Source organism: Sphingomonas metalli, from assembly GCF_014641735.1.
In the GTDB taxonomy this organism is placed as follows: domain Bacteria; phylum Pseudomonadota; class Alphaproteobacteria; order Sphingomonadales; family Sphingomonadaceae; genus Sphingomonas; species Sphingomonas metalli.
Map to the genome: position 1 here is coordinate 523,264 of NZ_BMIH01000002.1, position 15,091 is coordinate 538,354.

Annotated in this window: 12 protein-coding genes and 1 tRNA gene; 4 read left to right on the forward strand and 9 right to left on the reverse strand. The window is 68.2% G+C overall.

The window, feature by feature from the left end; all coding sequences use genetic code 11:
- Positions 1-7: 7 nt before the first annotated feature.
- Positions 8-1,669, reverse strand: a complete 1,662-nt coding sequence (locus tag IEX18_RS08630) for a M28 family peptidase (RefSeq protein ID WP_229664457.1) — start codon at positions 1,667-1,669, stop codon at positions 8-10.
- 48 nt (positions 1,670-1,717) lie between these two features.
- Here IEX18_RS08630 and pepN point away from each other — a divergent pair, with 48 nt between their 5' ends.
- The gene (gene pepN / locus IEX18_RS08635; RefSeq protein ID WP_188658307.1) at positions 1,718-4,330 is read left to right on the forward strand and encodes an aminopeptidase N; all 2,613 of its coding nucleotides are present in this window, start codon (positions 1,718-1,720) and stop codon (positions 4,328-4,330) included.
- Positions 4,331-4,458: 128 nt separating this feature from the next.
- On the opposite strand, the gene IEX18_RS08640 is transcribed toward pepN, so the two are convergent.
- Positions 4,459-4,800 carry a tRNA-binding protein gene (locus tag IEX18_RS08640; RefSeq protein ID WP_188658308.1) on the reverse strand — a complete coding sequence of 114 codons (342 nt, stop codon included), beginning with the start codon at positions 4,798-4,800 and terminating at the stop codon, positions 4,459-4,461.
- A 1-nt stretch (position 4,801) separates the two neighbouring features.
- Complete coding sequence (locus IEX18_RS08645) at positions 4,802-5,473, reverse strand: glutathione S-transferase family protein (protein ID WP_188658309.1); 672 nt, start codon at positions 5,471-5,473, stop codon at positions 4,802-4,804.
- 86 nt (positions 5,474-5,559) lie between these two features.
- Between IEX18_RS08645 and IEX18_RS08650 the strand changes: the two genes are divergently transcribed.
- Complete coding sequence (locus IEX18_RS08650; RefSeq protein WP_188658310.1) at positions 5,560-5,811, forward strand: type II toxin-antitoxin system VapB family antitoxin; 252 nt, start codon at positions 5,560-5,562, stop codon at positions 5,809-5,811.
- Positions 5,808-6,194: a type II toxin-antitoxin system VapC family toxin gene (locus tag IEX18_RS08655; protein WP_188658311.1), complete on the forward strand. Its 387-nt coding sequence runs from the start codon at positions 5,808-5,810 to the stop codon at positions 6,192-6,194. The genes IEX18_RS08650 and IEX18_RS08655 overlap by 4 nt, the downstream gene beginning before the upstream one ends.
- Before the next feature lie 4 nt (positions 6,195-6,198).
- Here IEX18_RS08655 and gltB read toward each other — a convergent pair whose 3' ends face one another.
- The 6 genes from gltB to IEX18_RS08685 form a co-directional block, all read right to left on the reverse strand.
- Positions 6,199-10,701 (reverse strand): glutamate synthase large subunit, encoded by a 4,503-nt coding sequence (gene gltB, locus IEX18_RS08660; RefSeq protein ID WP_188658312.1) that lies wholly within the window; start codon positions 10,699-10,701, stop codon positions 6,199-6,201.
- On the reverse strand, positions 10,698-11,168 hold the full coding sequence (locus tag IEX18_RS08665; RefSeq protein ID WP_188658313.1) for a hypothetical protein: 471 nt from the start codon (positions 11,166-11,168) through the stop codon (positions 10,698-10,700). Before IEX18_RS08665 ends, gltB begins: the two co-directional genes overlap by 4 nt.
- Positions 11,165-11,467, reverse strand: a complete 303-nt coding sequence (locus IEX18_RS08670) for a nucleotidyltransferase domain-containing protein (protein WP_188658314.1) — start codon at positions 11,465-11,467, stop codon at positions 11,165-11,167. Before IEX18_RS08670 ends, IEX18_RS08665 begins: the two co-directional genes overlap by 4 nt.
- Entirely contained in the window at positions 11,464-12,906 is a 1,443-nt protein-coding gene (locus IEX18_RS08675; RefSeq protein ID WP_188658315.1) for an NAD(P)-dependent oxidoreductase, read from the reverse strand. Before IEX18_RS08675 ends, IEX18_RS08670 begins: the two co-directional genes overlap by 4 nt.
- A 147-nt stretch (positions 12,907-13,053) precedes the next feature.
- Positions 13,054-13,854, reverse strand: a complete 801-nt coding sequence (locus tag IEX18_RS08680) for an undecaprenyl-diphosphate phosphatase (RefSeq protein WP_188658316.1) — start codon at positions 13,852-13,854, stop codon at positions 13,054-13,056.
- Between the two features lie 28 nt (positions 13,855-13,882).
- Positions 13,883-14,818, reverse strand: a complete 936-nt coding sequence (locus tag IEX18_RS08685) for an NAD-dependent epimerase/dehydratase family protein (RefSeq protein ID WP_188658317.1) — start codon at positions 14,816-14,818, stop codon at positions 13,883-13,885.
- A 99-nt stretch (positions 14,819-14,917) separates the two neighbouring features.
- Between IEX18_RS08685 and IEX18_RS08690 the strand changes: the two genes are divergently transcribed.
- A tRNA-Leu gene (locus tag IEX18_RS08690) sits at positions 14,918-15,004 on the forward strand.
- Positions 15,005-15,091: the final 87 nt, after the last annotated feature.

The window sequence follows — 15,091 nt, forward strand, 5'->3', positions numbered from 1 at the left end:
CCTCCGCTCAGCGCGTCGCCATCGGGCCCTTGTACTTCAGTCCGAACCAGTCGCCCTTGTTCCACACCGGCCGGGTATCGCCATCGGCAATCTCCCGGGCGATGCGATAGTTGACGTCGACGAAGCGGACGCCCTGATCCCACAGGATCGGCTGGGTCACCTCGTCGCAGGGGCGATGGTAGCAGGTGCGCAGGAAGCCCTGGAACGCCGCCGCGCCCGCGCCCTTCTGCCCCGGCCAGAGGAAGACCGAGGGGATGCCCCGCTCGACGAAGCGATAATGGTCGGAGCGGACGAAGAAGGCCTGTTGCGGGTCCTGATCCGGGGTCAGGTCGACGCCCGCGGCATTGACCGCGCGCCGCACGATCGGGCCGAGCGTCGAGCGCTCGGCGCCGAACACGGTCATGTCCTCGAACCGGTAGAGGAGGACGGGCATGTCGAGATTGACGTCCGCGACGATCCTGTCCGCCGGCACGGTGGGGTGCCCGGCGAAATAGTCGGAGCCGACCAGCCCCTTCTCCTCGGCGGTCACGGCGAGGAACAGCACGCTGCGGCGCGGCGGCTTGCCGCTCGCGGCGAAGCGCTTGGCTTCCTCGATCAGGCTGGCGATGCCGATCGCATTGTCGAGCGCGCCATTGTTGATCCGGTCCCCCTCGCCCCCGTCGGACACGCCGATATGATCGAGATGGGCGGACAGGACGACGACTTCGCGGCCCAGTTTCGGGTCGCTGCCGGGGAGCAGGCCGACGACATTGCTGCTGGCGGCGGGGGTGAAGCCGGTCGCGGTCTCGATCGTCAGCCGGCCCTTCGTCACCGTGCCGATTTTCGGCACCGCCGCGCCGAACAGCGCCGTCATCGCCTTCGCGGAAAGGGTCGCGACCAGCGGTGCGCCGCGCGCCGCCGCCCCGCCGCCCAGTCCCTGCGGGGTCGCCCAGGTCATCGCCTTGCGCTCCCAGCCCTTGGCCGCGCCCTCGAACTTCTTGCCGTCCGCAGCGCTGTCGGCGACGACCACCGCACCCACCGCGCCGCGCCGGGCCGCTTCCTCCAGCCGGGTCGGACGATTGAAGGAGGCGGCGATCTCCGGATCCTTGATGTCGGCGCGATCCTCGATGAAGGCGACGATCTTGCCGCGCACGTCGAGGCCGCGATAATCGTCCTGGCCGAGCGCCGGGGCGGCGATGCCACGGCCGACATAGACGACGGGCGCCGACAGACGGCTGGCGGCGGAGCGGGGATTGGCGATCGGCGCGTAATCCTCGCCGAACACCAGCGGCCGCGCGCTGCCGCCTGCGGGCTGCCAGGTCGCACTGCCCTTGCCGGCGGCGCGGTAGGTGACCAGCGGCACCCGCTGCAGATAGGTGCCGCCCTCGCCCGCCGGCCGCAGCCCGGCCGCGGAGAATTGTGCAGCAACATATTGCGCAGCAACGTCGAAATCGGCCGATCCCGCCTCGCGCCCGCGCAACGCGTCCGAGGCGAGGAACAGGACGTGCGCGCGCATCGCCGCCTGATCCGCCGGCAAGGGGGCATAGGGATCGGCCTTGGCGGGCTTTGCCGGTGCCGGCGTCGGCGCGTTGGGGGTTTGCGCCAGCGCGGCGGCGGGCATCGACAGAAGGGCGATCAGCCCCGAGAAACGCTGCATCATCGCCGGCTGGACTAGCAGCGATGCGACCATGCGCAAGCCATTGCTGGAACCCTCGGGCGTGCCGGGTATATCTGTCCCATGCTCGATGTCTTTGCCAGCGCCACCCAGGGACCCCTCGCGACGCCGCCGGTGGTGCGCCGGACCGACTATCGCCCGCCCGCCTGGCTGGTCCCGGACATCGCGCTCGACTTCGACCTGGACCCTGCGACGACCCGTGTCGCCGCCCGGCTGGAGGTGCGGCGCAACGGCGGGCATGACGCGCCGCTCCGGCTCGACGGCGCGGGGCAGACGCCGCTGGCGGTGCGCGTCGACGGCCAGGCGATCAACGACTGGCGGATCGAGGGCGAGGATCTGGTGGTGCCGCTCGGCGGCGATGCGCATGTCGTCGAGACCGAGGTGGAGATCGAGCCCGACCGCAACACCCAGCTGATGGGCCTCTATGCCTCTGGCGGGAACCTGTGCACCCAGTGCGAGGCGGAGGGGTTTCGCCGGATCACCTTCTTCCCCGACCGGCCCGACATCCTGTCGCGCTATGTCGTACGGCTGAGCGCCGACAAGTCGCGCTTTCCCGTGCTGCTCGCCAATGGCGACCCGGTCGCGAGCGGCGATCTGCCGGGCGGGCGGCACTGGGCCGAGTGGCGCGATCCCTTCCCCAAGCCGAGCTACCTGTTCGCGCTGGTCGCCGGGGACCTCGCGGTCAATCGCGGCACCTTCACCACCCGCTCGGGCCGCGAGGTGCAGCTGGGCATCTGGGTGCGCGCCGCCGATCTGCCGCGCACCGACCATGCGCTCCACGCGCTCAAGCTGTCGATGGCGTGGGACGAGCGCGTCTATGGCCGCGAATATGATCTCGACGTGTTCAACATCGTCGCGGTCGACGACTTCAACTTCGGCGCGATGGAGAACAAGGGGCTGAACATCTTCAACAGCCGCTACATCCTCGCCGATCCCGACACCGCGACCGATTACGACTATGACGGCATCGCCGCGGTGGTAGCGCACGAATATTTCCACAACTGGTCGGGCAATCGCGTGACCTGCCGCGACTGGTTCCAGCTGAGCCTGAAGGAAGGCTTCACCGTCTATCGCGACCAGGGCTTTTCCGCCGACCAGGGATCGGCCGCGGTCAAGCGGATCGAGGATGTGCGCGGCCTGCGCGCGGCCCAGTTCCCGGAGGATGCGGGCCCCCTCGCCCATCCGGTGCGCCCCGATGAATATCTGGAGATCAGCAACTTCTACACCGCGACCATCTACAACAAGGGCGCGGAGCTGATCCGGATGATGGCGACGATCCTGGGGCCGCAGGCGTTCCGCGCCGCGACCGACCTCTATTTCGACCGGTTCGACGGGACCGCCGCCACCTGCGAGGATTTCGTGCTGTGCATGGAAGAGGCGTCGGGCCGCGACCTGTCTCAGTTCCGCCGCTGGTACAGCCAGGCCGGCACGCCCCGCATTGCCGCCAGCATCGAGCACCAGCCGGGCGGCGGCCGCGCGACGCTGCGCCTCGGCCAGCACGTACCCGCGACGCCCGGCCAGCCCGAGAAGCAGCCGATGGTCATCCCGCTGAGGCTCCGCCTGTTCGGCGCGGAGACGGGCCGGCCGCTGACCGACGAGCAGCTGGTGCTGCTCGACCAGCCGGCCGAGACGATCGTCTTCGAGGCAATCACCGAACGCCCCGTCCTGTCGATCAACCGCGGCTTCTCCGCGCCCGTGATCGTGGAAAGCGACCGCAGCGCCGCCGACCTCGCCTTCCTCTCGGCGCATGACGACGATCCCTTCGCCCGGTACGAGGCGATGCAGCAGCTGATGCTCGACACGATGGTGGCGGGCGCGATCGAGGGGGTCGCCGATCACCGGCCGGTGGTCAGCGCGGTGCTCAACACGCTGGAGGATGCCGAGCTCGACTATGCCTTCATGGCCGAGGTGATGCTGCTGCCGGCGGAAAGCTTCGTCGGCGACCAGCTCGCGGTGGTCGATCCGGAGGCGGTGCACCGCGCGCGCGAGGCGCTGCGCCGCGCGATCGGGCGCGGGCTGCTCGACAGCTGGCGGCACCTCTACGACGTGCTCCAGCAAGGGCCCTATGCCTATACGCCCGAGGCGAAGGGCAAGCGCCGGCTGCGCGGCGTGGCGCTCGGCTATATCGCCGCGGCGGGCGACCCGGAGGCGGGAGCGCTCGCCTTTCGCCAGTTCGAGGCGGCCGACAATATGACGGACCGCCAGTCGGCGATGACCGTGCTGGCCAATGGCGACTTCGCGGAGCGCGAGGCGGCGCTCGACATCTTCTACAATCGCTATTCGGACAACGGGCTGGTGCTGGACAAATGGTTCCAGACCCAGGCGCTCTCCACCCGGGGGGATACGGCGGCGGTGGTCGAGACTCTGGCGGCGCATCCCGACTTTACGCTGGCCAACCCCAATCGCGCGCGCAGCCTGATCGGGGCGTTCGGCGCCAACCAGCGCGCCTTCCACGCCGCGGACGGGCGCGGCTATCGCTTCCTTGCCGACCAGCTGATCGCGCTCGACCGGCTGAACCCGCAGACCGCGGCCAAGCTGCTGCCCCCGCTCGGACGCTGGCGCCGCTTCGACGAGCATCGCGGCACGCAGATGCGCGCCGAGCTGGAACGGATCGTGGCGACGCCGGGGCTGTCGAAGGACCTGTTCGAGCAGGCGTCGAAGAGTTTGGAGGGGTAGAGCGAATCGTTCCCCTTGGCCCCTCCCCTTCAGGGGAGGGGTTGGGGTGGGGCGTGTCCACCTGCGTCACGCTTGGGGAAGCGCCCCACCCCCGGCCCCTCCCCTGAAGGGGAGGGGAGAATGTCGACCTAAAACAACCGCCCGCCGTCCGGCACCGGCAGGTCCGGCGCGATCAGCACGACCGCGCCGTCCGCATCGGGAAAGCCGAGCGTCAGCACCTCCGACATCATCGGGCCGATCTGGCGCGGCGGAAAATTGACGACGGCGGCCACCTGTCGCCCGACCAGCGTTTCCGGTTCGTAATAGACGGTGATCTGCGCCGAGGAGCGTTTGCGGCCGATCTCCGGCCCGAAATCGATCGTCAGCTTGATCGCGGGCTTGCGCGCCTCCGGGAAGGGCTCGGCGCTGACGATCGTGCCGACCCGGATGTCGACCTTCAGGAAATCGTCGAACCCGATCGTATCGGCCATGTCAGAAGTCCGGATTGTCGTAATGGCTGGGCGGGCCGACCAGCTCCATCCGCTCGGCGAGCAAGGGGCGGAAGGAGGGGCGGCTCTTCAGCCCGCGATACCAGCGCGCCGTCTGCTCATGCCCCTTCCAGTCGATCCCGCCGAGATAGTCGGCGACCGAGATATGCGCCGCGGCGGTCAGGTCGGCGAGGCTCATCGTCGCGCCGCCCAACCACTGCCGATGATCGAGCAGATAGTCGGTATAGTCGAGATGGCCGACCGCCCCCTTCATCGCCTCGCGCAGGGCGCGGGCATCGGGGGTGACGCGATGGGCGATGCGCTTGATCAGCCGCTCGTGGAGCAGCGGGCCGGTGACGTCGCGATAGAATTGCATGTCGAACCAGCTGGTCAGCCGCCGAATCTCGGCGCGACCGGCGGCGGTGCCGTTGATCGTCACCGCCTTGTCGACCGTCTCCTCGAAATATTCGACGATCGCCTGCGAATCGATCAGCACCACGCCGCGGCCGGCATCGACCATCACCGGAGTCTGGCCGGCGGGGTTCATGTCGACGAACTCGTCCCGCCGCGTCCAGGGCGACTCGCGCACCAGCTCATAGCCCACGCCCTTCTCGCCGAGCACGAGCCGCACCTTGCGGCTGAAGGGACAGATGGGAAATTGGTAGAGCTGCCACATGCCCCATCCTCTAGGCGCAGCGAGGCGATTGTTCCATCCGCTTCGCCGTTCTAGAATGATGGCCAGGATTTCTAGAAAGGCCGGTTATGGGGATCAGCATCAAGCATGAGGCCTATGAAAGGGCCATTCGGGAGCTGGCGACCGCCCGGGGCCTCTCCCTGACCGACGCCATAGGATTGGCGGTGCAGAACGAACTGGCGCGGCAGGCCGACAAGCCCAGCAAGGAAGAGTGGCTTCGTCGCATTCGGGCGATGCAGGCGCGGGTGGCGTCCTATCCGGTCCTCGATGATCGGACGCCCGATGAAATGCTTTATGACGAACATGGTCTGCCGAAATGATCGTCGTCGATACGTCGGCCTTGATCGCGATCGTTTTCAATGAACCGGACGCACAGCAATATCTGGACGCCTTGGCCAATGCCGATCGGGTCGTCATCGCAGCGCCATCGGTTCTGGAATTACGCACCGTGTTGTGTCGCAAGCTTGGGCGGGACGATATGTTCGACGCGGACGCCCTTCTTGCGCTTCCTTCGCTCGAGATCGCCGATTGGACGGCCGACGATCTCGGCTTCGCCACAGACGCCTTGCGTCGCTTCGGCGGTCGCCCTGCCAGCCTGAATTTCGGCGACTGCATCGTCTACGCACTGGCGAAGCGGCTGGACGCACCGCTCCTCTACAAGGGCGAGGATTTCGCGCGGACCGACATCCGGCCCGCGCTCTGATCCCCTATTCCGCCGCCTCCGCCGTGTCGTCGAGCGGGTGCGACAGGCGCAACAGCATTTCCTTGGGCACGACCTGCCAGAAATGGCCGGCGACCCGGTCCCAGTCCTCCAGCAGCCCCTTCGACCATTTGCTGTCGGTCGCGGCGGCGTGCTCGCTGATCAGCCGGTAGAGCTGATTCTCCCAATGCCGGCTGGCGACGCGCTGCCAGACGATGCTCTCCGGATTGGCCCGGCGCTCGAACAGGCCATCGGCGTCGTAGACGAAGGCCATGCCGCCGGTCATGCCCGCGCCGAAGTTCGCGCCGACCCCGCCGAGCACCACCGCGACGCCGCCGGTCATATATTCGCAGCCGTTCGCGCCGCAGCCCTCGACCACCACGATCGCGCCCGAATTGCGGACGGCGAAGCGCTCGCCCGCCTGCCCCGCCGCGAACAGCCGGCCGCTGGTCGCGCCGTAGAGCACGGTGTTGCCGACGATCGTATTGTCCTGGCTGGCGAGCGGCGAGGAGACCGCCGGCCGCACGATGATCGTGCCGCCCGACAGACCCTTGCCGACATAGTCGTTGGCGTCGCCGAACACCTCGAGCGTGATCCCCTTGCACAGGAAGGCGCCGAGCGACTGGCCCGCCGAGCCGCGCAGCCGCACGGTGACATGGCCGTCGGCCAGCTTGTCCATCCCGAACTTGCGGGTGATCTCGCTCGACAGGCGGGTGCCGACCGCGCGGTGGGTGTTGCGCACCGAATAGGTCAGCTGCATCTTCTCGCCGCGCGAGAAGACCGCCGCGGCGTCCTTGATGATCTGCGCGTCGAGGCTGTCGGGCACCGCGTTGCGGAAGGTTGACAGGCTGAAGCGGCGCTGGCTCTCGTCCGCATCCACCTTGGCGAGGATCGGGTTGAGGTCGAGATCGTCGAGATGCTCGGCGCCGCGGCTGACCTGGCGCAGGAACTCGGTACGGCCGATCACCTCGTCGAGGCTCTTGCAGCCGAGCCGCGCCAGGATGTCGCGCACCTCCTCGGCGATGAAGGTCATCAGGTTGATGACTTTCTCCGGCGTGCCGGTGAACTTGGCGCGGAGCCGCTCGTCCTGCACGCAGACGCCGACCGGGCAAGTATTCGAATGGCACTGGCGCACCATGATGCAGCCCATCGCCACGAGGCTGAGCGTGCCGATGCCGAACTCCTCCGCGCCCAGGATCGCGGCGATGACGATGTCGCGGCCGGTCTTGAGCCCGCCGTCCGCGCGCAGGCGGATGCGCCCGCGCAGGCCGTTGAGAGTCAGCGTCTGGTTCACCTCTGACAGGCCCATTTCCCAGGGCGTACCGGCATATTTGATCGAGGTCTGGGGCGAGGCGCCCGTCCCGCCGACATGACCGGAGACGAGGATGACGTCGGCATGCGCCTTGGCCACGCCCGCCGCGACGGTGCCGATGCCGGCGGAGGATACCAGCTTCACGCACACCCGCGCGCGCGGGTTGATCTGCTTGCAGTCGTAGATAAGCTGCGCGAGATCCTCGATCGAATAGATGTCGTGGTGCGGCGGCGGCGAGATCAGCGTCACGCCGGGGGTCGCATGGCGCAGCCGGGCGATGAACTCGGTCACCTTGAAGCCGGGCAGCTGCCCGCCCTCGCCGGGCTTGGCGCCCTGCGCGACCTTGATCTCGATCTCCTCGCAGGCGTTGAGATATTCGGCCGTCACGCCGAAGCGGCCCGACGCGATCTGCTTGACGCCCGAATTGGCGTTGTCGCCATTCTCATAGGGCGTGTAGCGCGCCTTGTCCTCGCCGCCCTCGCCCGACACCGCCTTGGCGCCGATGCGGTTCATCGCGATCGCCAGCGTCTCGTGCGCCTCGGGCGACAGTGCGCCCAAGGACATGCCGGGGGTGACGAAGCGCTTGCGGATCTCGGTGATCGCCTCGACCTGGTCGATCGGCACGCCCTCGCCCGGGAAGTTGAACTGCAGGAGGTCTCGCAGATAGACGGGCGGCAGGTCGCTGACGCCGCGGCTGAACTGGAGATAGGTCGAGTAGCTGTCGGTCGCGACCGCGGTCTGCAACAGGTGCATCAGCTGCGCCGAATAGGCGTGGGTCTCGCCGCCGTTGCGCTGGCGGTAGAAGCCGCCGATCGGCAGGTTGGCGACGCCGCTGTCGAACGCCGCCTCGTGCCGGACCATCGCCGAATAGTGGAGCGAGGCATAGCCCTCGCCCGAGATCTTGGCGGGCATGCCGGGGAAGAGGTCGTTGACCAGCGCGCGGCTGAGGCCGACCGCCTCGAAATTATAGCCGCCGCGATAGGAGGAGATCACCGCGATCCCCATCTTCGACATGATCTTGAGCAGCCCCTCCTCGATCGCGGTGCGATGGCGAGCGAGGCACTGGTCGAGCGTCAGGTCGCCGAACAGACCGCGGCCATGCCGGTCGGCGATCGCCGCCTCGGCCAGATAGGCGTTCACCGTGGTCGCGCCGACGCCGATCAGCACCGCATAATAATGGGTGTCGAGGCATTCCGCCGAACGGACGTTGATCGAGGCGTAGGAGCGCAGGCCCCGGCGGACGAGATGCGTATGCACCGCCGCCGCCGCCAGCACGCCGGCGATCGCGACGCGATCTTCCGAGACATGCTCGTCGGTCAGGAACAGCTCCGACCGGCCCTCGCGCACCGCCTGCTCGGCCTGGTTGCGGATGCGCTGGATCGCGGCGCGCAGCTTCTCCGGGCCGCCATCGGCCTCGAAGGTGCAGTCGATCTCGGCGGCGGCGCGCCCGAAATGCGTCTTCAGCCGCGCCCACATCGCGCCGGTCAGCACCGGCGAATCCAGCACCAGCACCCGCTCGCGCTGGTCGCGCACGTCGAGGATGTTGGCGAGATTGCCGAACCGCGTCTTGAGCGACATGACGTGCCGCTCGCGCAGCGGGTCGATCGGCGGGTTCGTCACCTGGCTGAAATTCTGGCGGAAGAACTGGCTGATGAGGCGCGGCTTGTCGCTGATCACGGCCAGCGGCGTGTCGTCGCCCATCGATCCGACCGCTTCCTTGGCCGCATCGACCATCGGCGACAGGATCAGCTCCATGTCCTCCAGCGTCTGGCCCGCCGCCATCTGGCGCCGGGTCAGTTCCGCACGGGAATAGCGGACGACCCCGTCGTCGGCCGGAGCGGGCAGGTCGTCGATCGCGAGGAACTCGCCGATCATCGCGGCATAGTCCTGCTCGCCGGCGATCCGGTCCTTGACCGCGCGGTCCTCCAGCACGACGCCTTCGTCGAGGTCGACCGCGATCATCTGGCCCGGCCCCAGCCGCCCCTTGGCGATCACGGTGCTCTCCGGCACCACCACCATGCCGCTTTCGGAGCCGACGATCAGCAGCCCGTCATTGGTGCGGGTATAGCGGAGCGGACGCAGCGCGTTGCGGTCCATGCCCGCCACCGCCCAGCGGCCATCGGTCATCGCCAGCGCCGCCGGCCCGTCCCACGGCTCCATGACCGAGGCGAGATACTGGTACATCGCCGCATGATCGGGCGGCGTGTCGCCCGCCTGCCACGCCTCGGGCACCAGCATCAGCTTGGCGGTCGGCGCGTCGCGGCCGGAGCGGCAAATCGCCTCGAACACCGCATCCAGCGCGGCGGTATCGGACGCGCCGGCCGGGATCACCGGCTTGATGTCCTCCGAATTGTCGCCGAATGCGATGCTCGCCATCCGGATCTCGTGTGACAACATCCAGTTCTTGTTGCCGCGGATCGTGTTCACCTCGCCGTTATGGGCCAGGCAGCGGAACGGCTGGGCCAGCCACCATTGCGGGAAGGTGTTGGTCGAATAACGCTGGTGGAAGATCGCGACCCGGCTCTCGAACCGCTGGTCGGTCAGGTCGGGATAGAAGACCGACAGGCTCTCCGCGAGGAACAGCCCCTTGTAGACGATCGAGCGCGCCGACAGCGAACAGATGTAGAAGCCGCTGATCTGGGCGGCGATCACCCGCTTCTCGATCCGGCGGCGGACGAGATAGAGATTCTTCTCGAACTCCGCCTCGTCCGTCTCGGACGGCAGCGGGCCGGCGATCATGATCTGCTCGATCTCCGGCCGGGTCGCCTGCGCCTTGAGCCCGATGACCGAGACGTCGACCGGCACCTGCCGCCAGCCATAGATGGTGTAGCCCGCCTCGATGATCGCGCTTTCGACGATCGTGCGGCACGCCTCCTGCGCGCCCAGATCGGTTCGCGGCAGGAAGATCATGCCGACCGCCAGCCGGTTGGGCAGCACCTTGTGCCCCGAGGCGGCGATCGCATCGTCGAAGAAGCGGTGCGGCAGGTCGAGGTGGATGCCCGCGCCGTCGCCGGTCTTGCCGTCCGCATCGACCGCGCCGCGGTGCCACACCGCCTTCAGCGCATCGACCGCCGACTGGACGACCCGGCGCGACGGCTTGCCATCGGTCGCGGCGACCATGCCGACGCCGCAGGCATCGCCCTCGAAATCGGGGCGGTACATGCCGTGCTCGGCGAGATAGGTGCGCTGGTCGGTCATGACAGAAGACCCTGTTGAGCGAGCCGTGCCCGCAGCTTCGTGTAAACCTTGATCAGACCGAAAGAGGCGTTCCATGTGTCATTCACCCGGTCGACCTGCTCGGCCTCGTCGATCGGATATTCGTGAACGAGGCGGTTTCGCAATTCGGCCGCTGCGACCCAGTCGTCGGCATCGGCGACGACGCCCAGTCTTTCCAACTGATTGGCCTGATCGCGCCGCGTCATCTCGCGAACATCCTCCAGTTCCCAGGTCAGATAGGCACGAAACAGCCGGCCAAGCATGTCCTGTAGCTGCTCGTACCGCTTCAGCAGGGCGATGCTCGCGATACGTTCGGCCGGCGGCAGTTTCGTCAGATCGTCACCTGTCACGGGCAGCACCGGCGCCAATACCGGCCGCAGATCGTCGAACCCGGCGACGATCCGGTCACACCGCGCAACAGCCGCGCCGATCAGCTCCTCGGTCGTCATGGCAGCGGCCTGGCCTGTGATGCCGCCAGCCGAGCGAACGCCGACGGCGGCACACCGCGCTCGATCAACACGACATCGACTTTCTGTTCATCGATATGCCGGAACAGTATATCCCGGAACGCGCCCACCCGACGCCATTCGGCCTCGCCATTGGCATCCGCCTCGATCAGCAGATCGATATCGCCACCCCGCCGATCATCGTGAAGACGACTGCCGAACAGGCTCACCGAGGCCGTGTCGCCAAAGGTCGCCCGCGTCGCGATGCGGATCGCGTCGATGTCCCGTTGCTTCAGCCTCACGCCGCCACCCGCTCGGCCTTGGCCTTCGCCTTCAGCCACTTGTGCATAGACGCGGCCACATCGCGGCCGTCGCGAATCGCCCAGACCACCAGCGAGGCACCGCGGACGATGTCGCCCGCCGCGAACACGCCGTCGAGGCTGGTCATCAGCGTCTTGCCGTCGACCAGCACCGTGCCCCAGCGGCTGACGCCCAATTCCGGTGCGCCCCACAGGGTCGGCAGATCCTCCGCGTCGAAGCCGAGTGCCTTGATGACGAGATCCGCCTCCAGCGCCAGCTCGCCGCCCGGATCGACCTCCGGCGCGCGGCGGCCGCTCGCGTCGGGCGCGCCGAGGCGCATCCGGCTGGCGCGCACGCCCGCCACCTGCCCCTCGCCCTCGAAGGCGAGCGGCGCGGAGAGCCAGACGAACTCGGCGCCCTCCTCCTCGGCATTGGCGACCTCGCGCTGCGATCCGGGCATGTTGGCGCGGTCGCGGCGATAGAGGCACTTCACCGAGGTCGCACCCTGGCGGATCGCGGTGCGGACGCAGTCCATCGCGGTATCGCCGCCGCCGATCACGACGACGCTCTTGCCCTCAGCATCGAGCGAGCCGTCGTCGAACGCGGGCACGGCATCGCCGAAGCCCTTGCGGTTCGACGCGGTGAGATAGTCGAGCGCGGGCACCACCCCCGGCGTGGCGTTGCCCGCCACCTCGACCTGCCGCGCCTTGTAGACGCCGGTCGCGATCAGCACCGCGTCGTGGCGCTGGCGCAGCGCGTCGAGGCTCGCCTGCTCGCCGACCGCGAAGCCGTAATGGAAGACGATCCCCGCCGCCGCGAGGCGCTCGATGCGGCGCATCACCACCGGCTTCTCCAGCTTGAAGCCGGGAATGCCATAGGTCAGCAGCCCGCCCGCCCGGTCGTGCCGGTCGTAGACATGGACGTCATAGCCATGGCCGCGCAGATATTCGGCCGCGGTGAGTCCCGCCGGACCCGCGCCGATCACCGCGACCGACTGGCCGCGCGAGGGGCCGACGGCAACCGGCTCCACCCAGCCTTCCGCCCAGGCGGTATCGGTGATGAACTTCTCGACCGAGCCGATCGTGACCGCGCCGTGGCCGGAGAATTCGATCACGCAATTGCCCTCGCACAGCCGGTCCTGCGGACAGATGCGGCCGCAGATCTCGGGCATGGTCGAGGTGGCATTGGACAGCTCAAAGGCTTCGCGCAGCCGCCCCTCGGCGGTCAGGCGCAGCCAGTCCGGAATATGATTGTGGAGCGGGCAATGGACCGAGCAATAGGGGACGCCGCATTGCGAGCAGCGCGACGCCTGGTCCTCCGCCGCCTCCGGCGCGTAGCGATCCGCGATCTCGCGGAAATCCTCGGCGCGCATGTCGGCCGGGCGCTTGGGGGGATAAGCCTGCCCCTCCACCACGAACTTCAGCATCGGATTGTCAGCCACGCGCGCGTCTCCCCGCTCCAGGTCACGCGCCCTTTACCGACAACTCTCCGACCTACAAGTCAGCTACGCTGACCTATTATTCGGCTTCGGGATGAGCGCGCGTTCAGTTGCAGCAATTTCATTCACTTTATAGGTCCGCAATAAAGCCTAAATTCTATACAGGAATGCCAGAGCAGCACCTCCCGCAACAATCCGATACCAGGCGAAGGGTGCGAAGCCATGGCGCGTCACCAGCGCGATGAAGCCTTTGACCACCGCCAGCGCAACCAGGAACGACACGACGAATCCGATGCCGATCAACCCGATCATGTCGCCGCCGATCTGGTCGTGATGCTTGGCCAGCTGCAGCACGGTCGCCCCGGTCAGCGTCGGCAGGGCGAGGAAGAAGCTGAATTCGGCCGCGGTCCGCCGGTCGATCCCCAGCGCCATCGCGCCCATGATCGTCGCGCCCGAGCGGCTGACGCCCGGGATCATCGCGATGCACTGGACGAGCCCGATCTTGAGCGACTGGCCCGCGCCCACGCCCGCCACGCCGCCCACCGGCCGGGTCCGCGCCAGCCGCTCGACGACGAGGATGCCGATGCCGCCCGCGACGAGCGCCCAGGCGACGACCCGCGCGCTTTCCAGCAGCGCCTCGATCCGGTCGTTGAAGGCGAAGCCGAGGACCGCGGCGGGGATGAAGGCGATCAGCAGGTTGCGGACGAAGGCGATCGAATTCGGCTCGCGCTTCATCAGCCCGGTCAGCACCGCCAGGAAGGTGCGCCAGTAGAGCACCACGATCGCCAGGATCGCGCCGGGCTGGATCGCGACGTTGAACACCGCCCATTTCTGGGGATCATAGCCCATCAGCTCGGTGGCGAGGACGAGGTGGCCGGTCGAGGAGACGGGCAGGAACTCGGTCACGCCCTCGACGATGCCGAGGACGATGGCGGTCAGTATGTCGTTCATCAGCGGCCTCCCGGCGCGTCAGGAGGAATCAGGCGGCCTGCTCGATCGCGCGCCGGCCGAACCGGCCCTGCCGGCGGAAGCGCACCAGATAGTCGGGCGCGACCGCGGCGAGCGGGGTCGGCGCGATGCCCAGCGCCGCCAGCCCCTCGGCCCCGGGCGAGACGATATTGTCGTGCTGGAGCATCAGCCACTGGTCGCGGGTGATCGGCGCGAGCGGCAGCTTGGCGAGCAGCGACCCGATCGCGTCGGGCAGCTCGATGAAGGACGGCGAGCGGTCGATCGTGTCGGCGATGAAGCGCAGCACCTCCGCCATCGTCATCACGTCCGGGCCGCCCAGCTCGAACGTCTTGCCGCCGAACTGCCCTGCATCGCCGGCGGCGATCGCGATGGCATCGCCGACATCGCCGGCGAAGACCGGCTGGAACTTCACCGGCGCGCGCAGCACCGGCACCACCGGGCTCGCCTGGATCATGCCGGCGAAGCGGTTGATGAATTGGTCCTCGCGCCCGAACACGATCGAGGGGCGCAGGATGGTGGCCGCGGGGAAGGCGGCGCGCACCGCCGCCTCGCCCTCGCCCTTGGTCCGGCCATAGGCGGAGGCGGCCTGCGGATCGGCGCCGATCGCCGAGACATGGACGAGCGCTCCGGCCCCCGCCTTCGCCGCGGCCTCGGCGACGATCCGCGCGCCGTCGACATGGACCCGCTGGAACGCCCCGGCGAGCACGCCGACCAGATTGACGACGATGTCGGCGTCCGCGACCGCGCGGGCCACCGTGTCCGGCCGGGTGATGTCGGCGGCGACGAACTGGGTCTGGCCGAGCCCGCCCTGGGTGCGCAGATACCAGGCATGGCGCGGATCGCGCTGCGCGATGCGTAGACGGGCGCCGGCGAGCAGCAGTGCGCGCGCCGCATAGCGCCCGACGAAACCGCCGCCGCCGATCAACGTGACGAGCTTGTTCTTCATGACCCTCGCATCCGCAAAAAACCCGTCCGCGCCTTTGCCCGCGCAATGACCGGTTGACAAGGCTCGCCAGCCACCCCTAAAGGCCGCCGCCTACCCCGTGCCCAGATGGCGGAATTGGTAGACGCACCAGCTTCAGGTGCTGGCGATCGCAAGGTCGTGGAGGTTCGAGTCCTCTTCTGGGCACCATTTTCCTGTTCCTGACATCAACTCCGCCGATGCGTGCGGATCGATGGCCGTCGCGTGCACTCGGCCCGCTTGCTTTGTTGGGATATG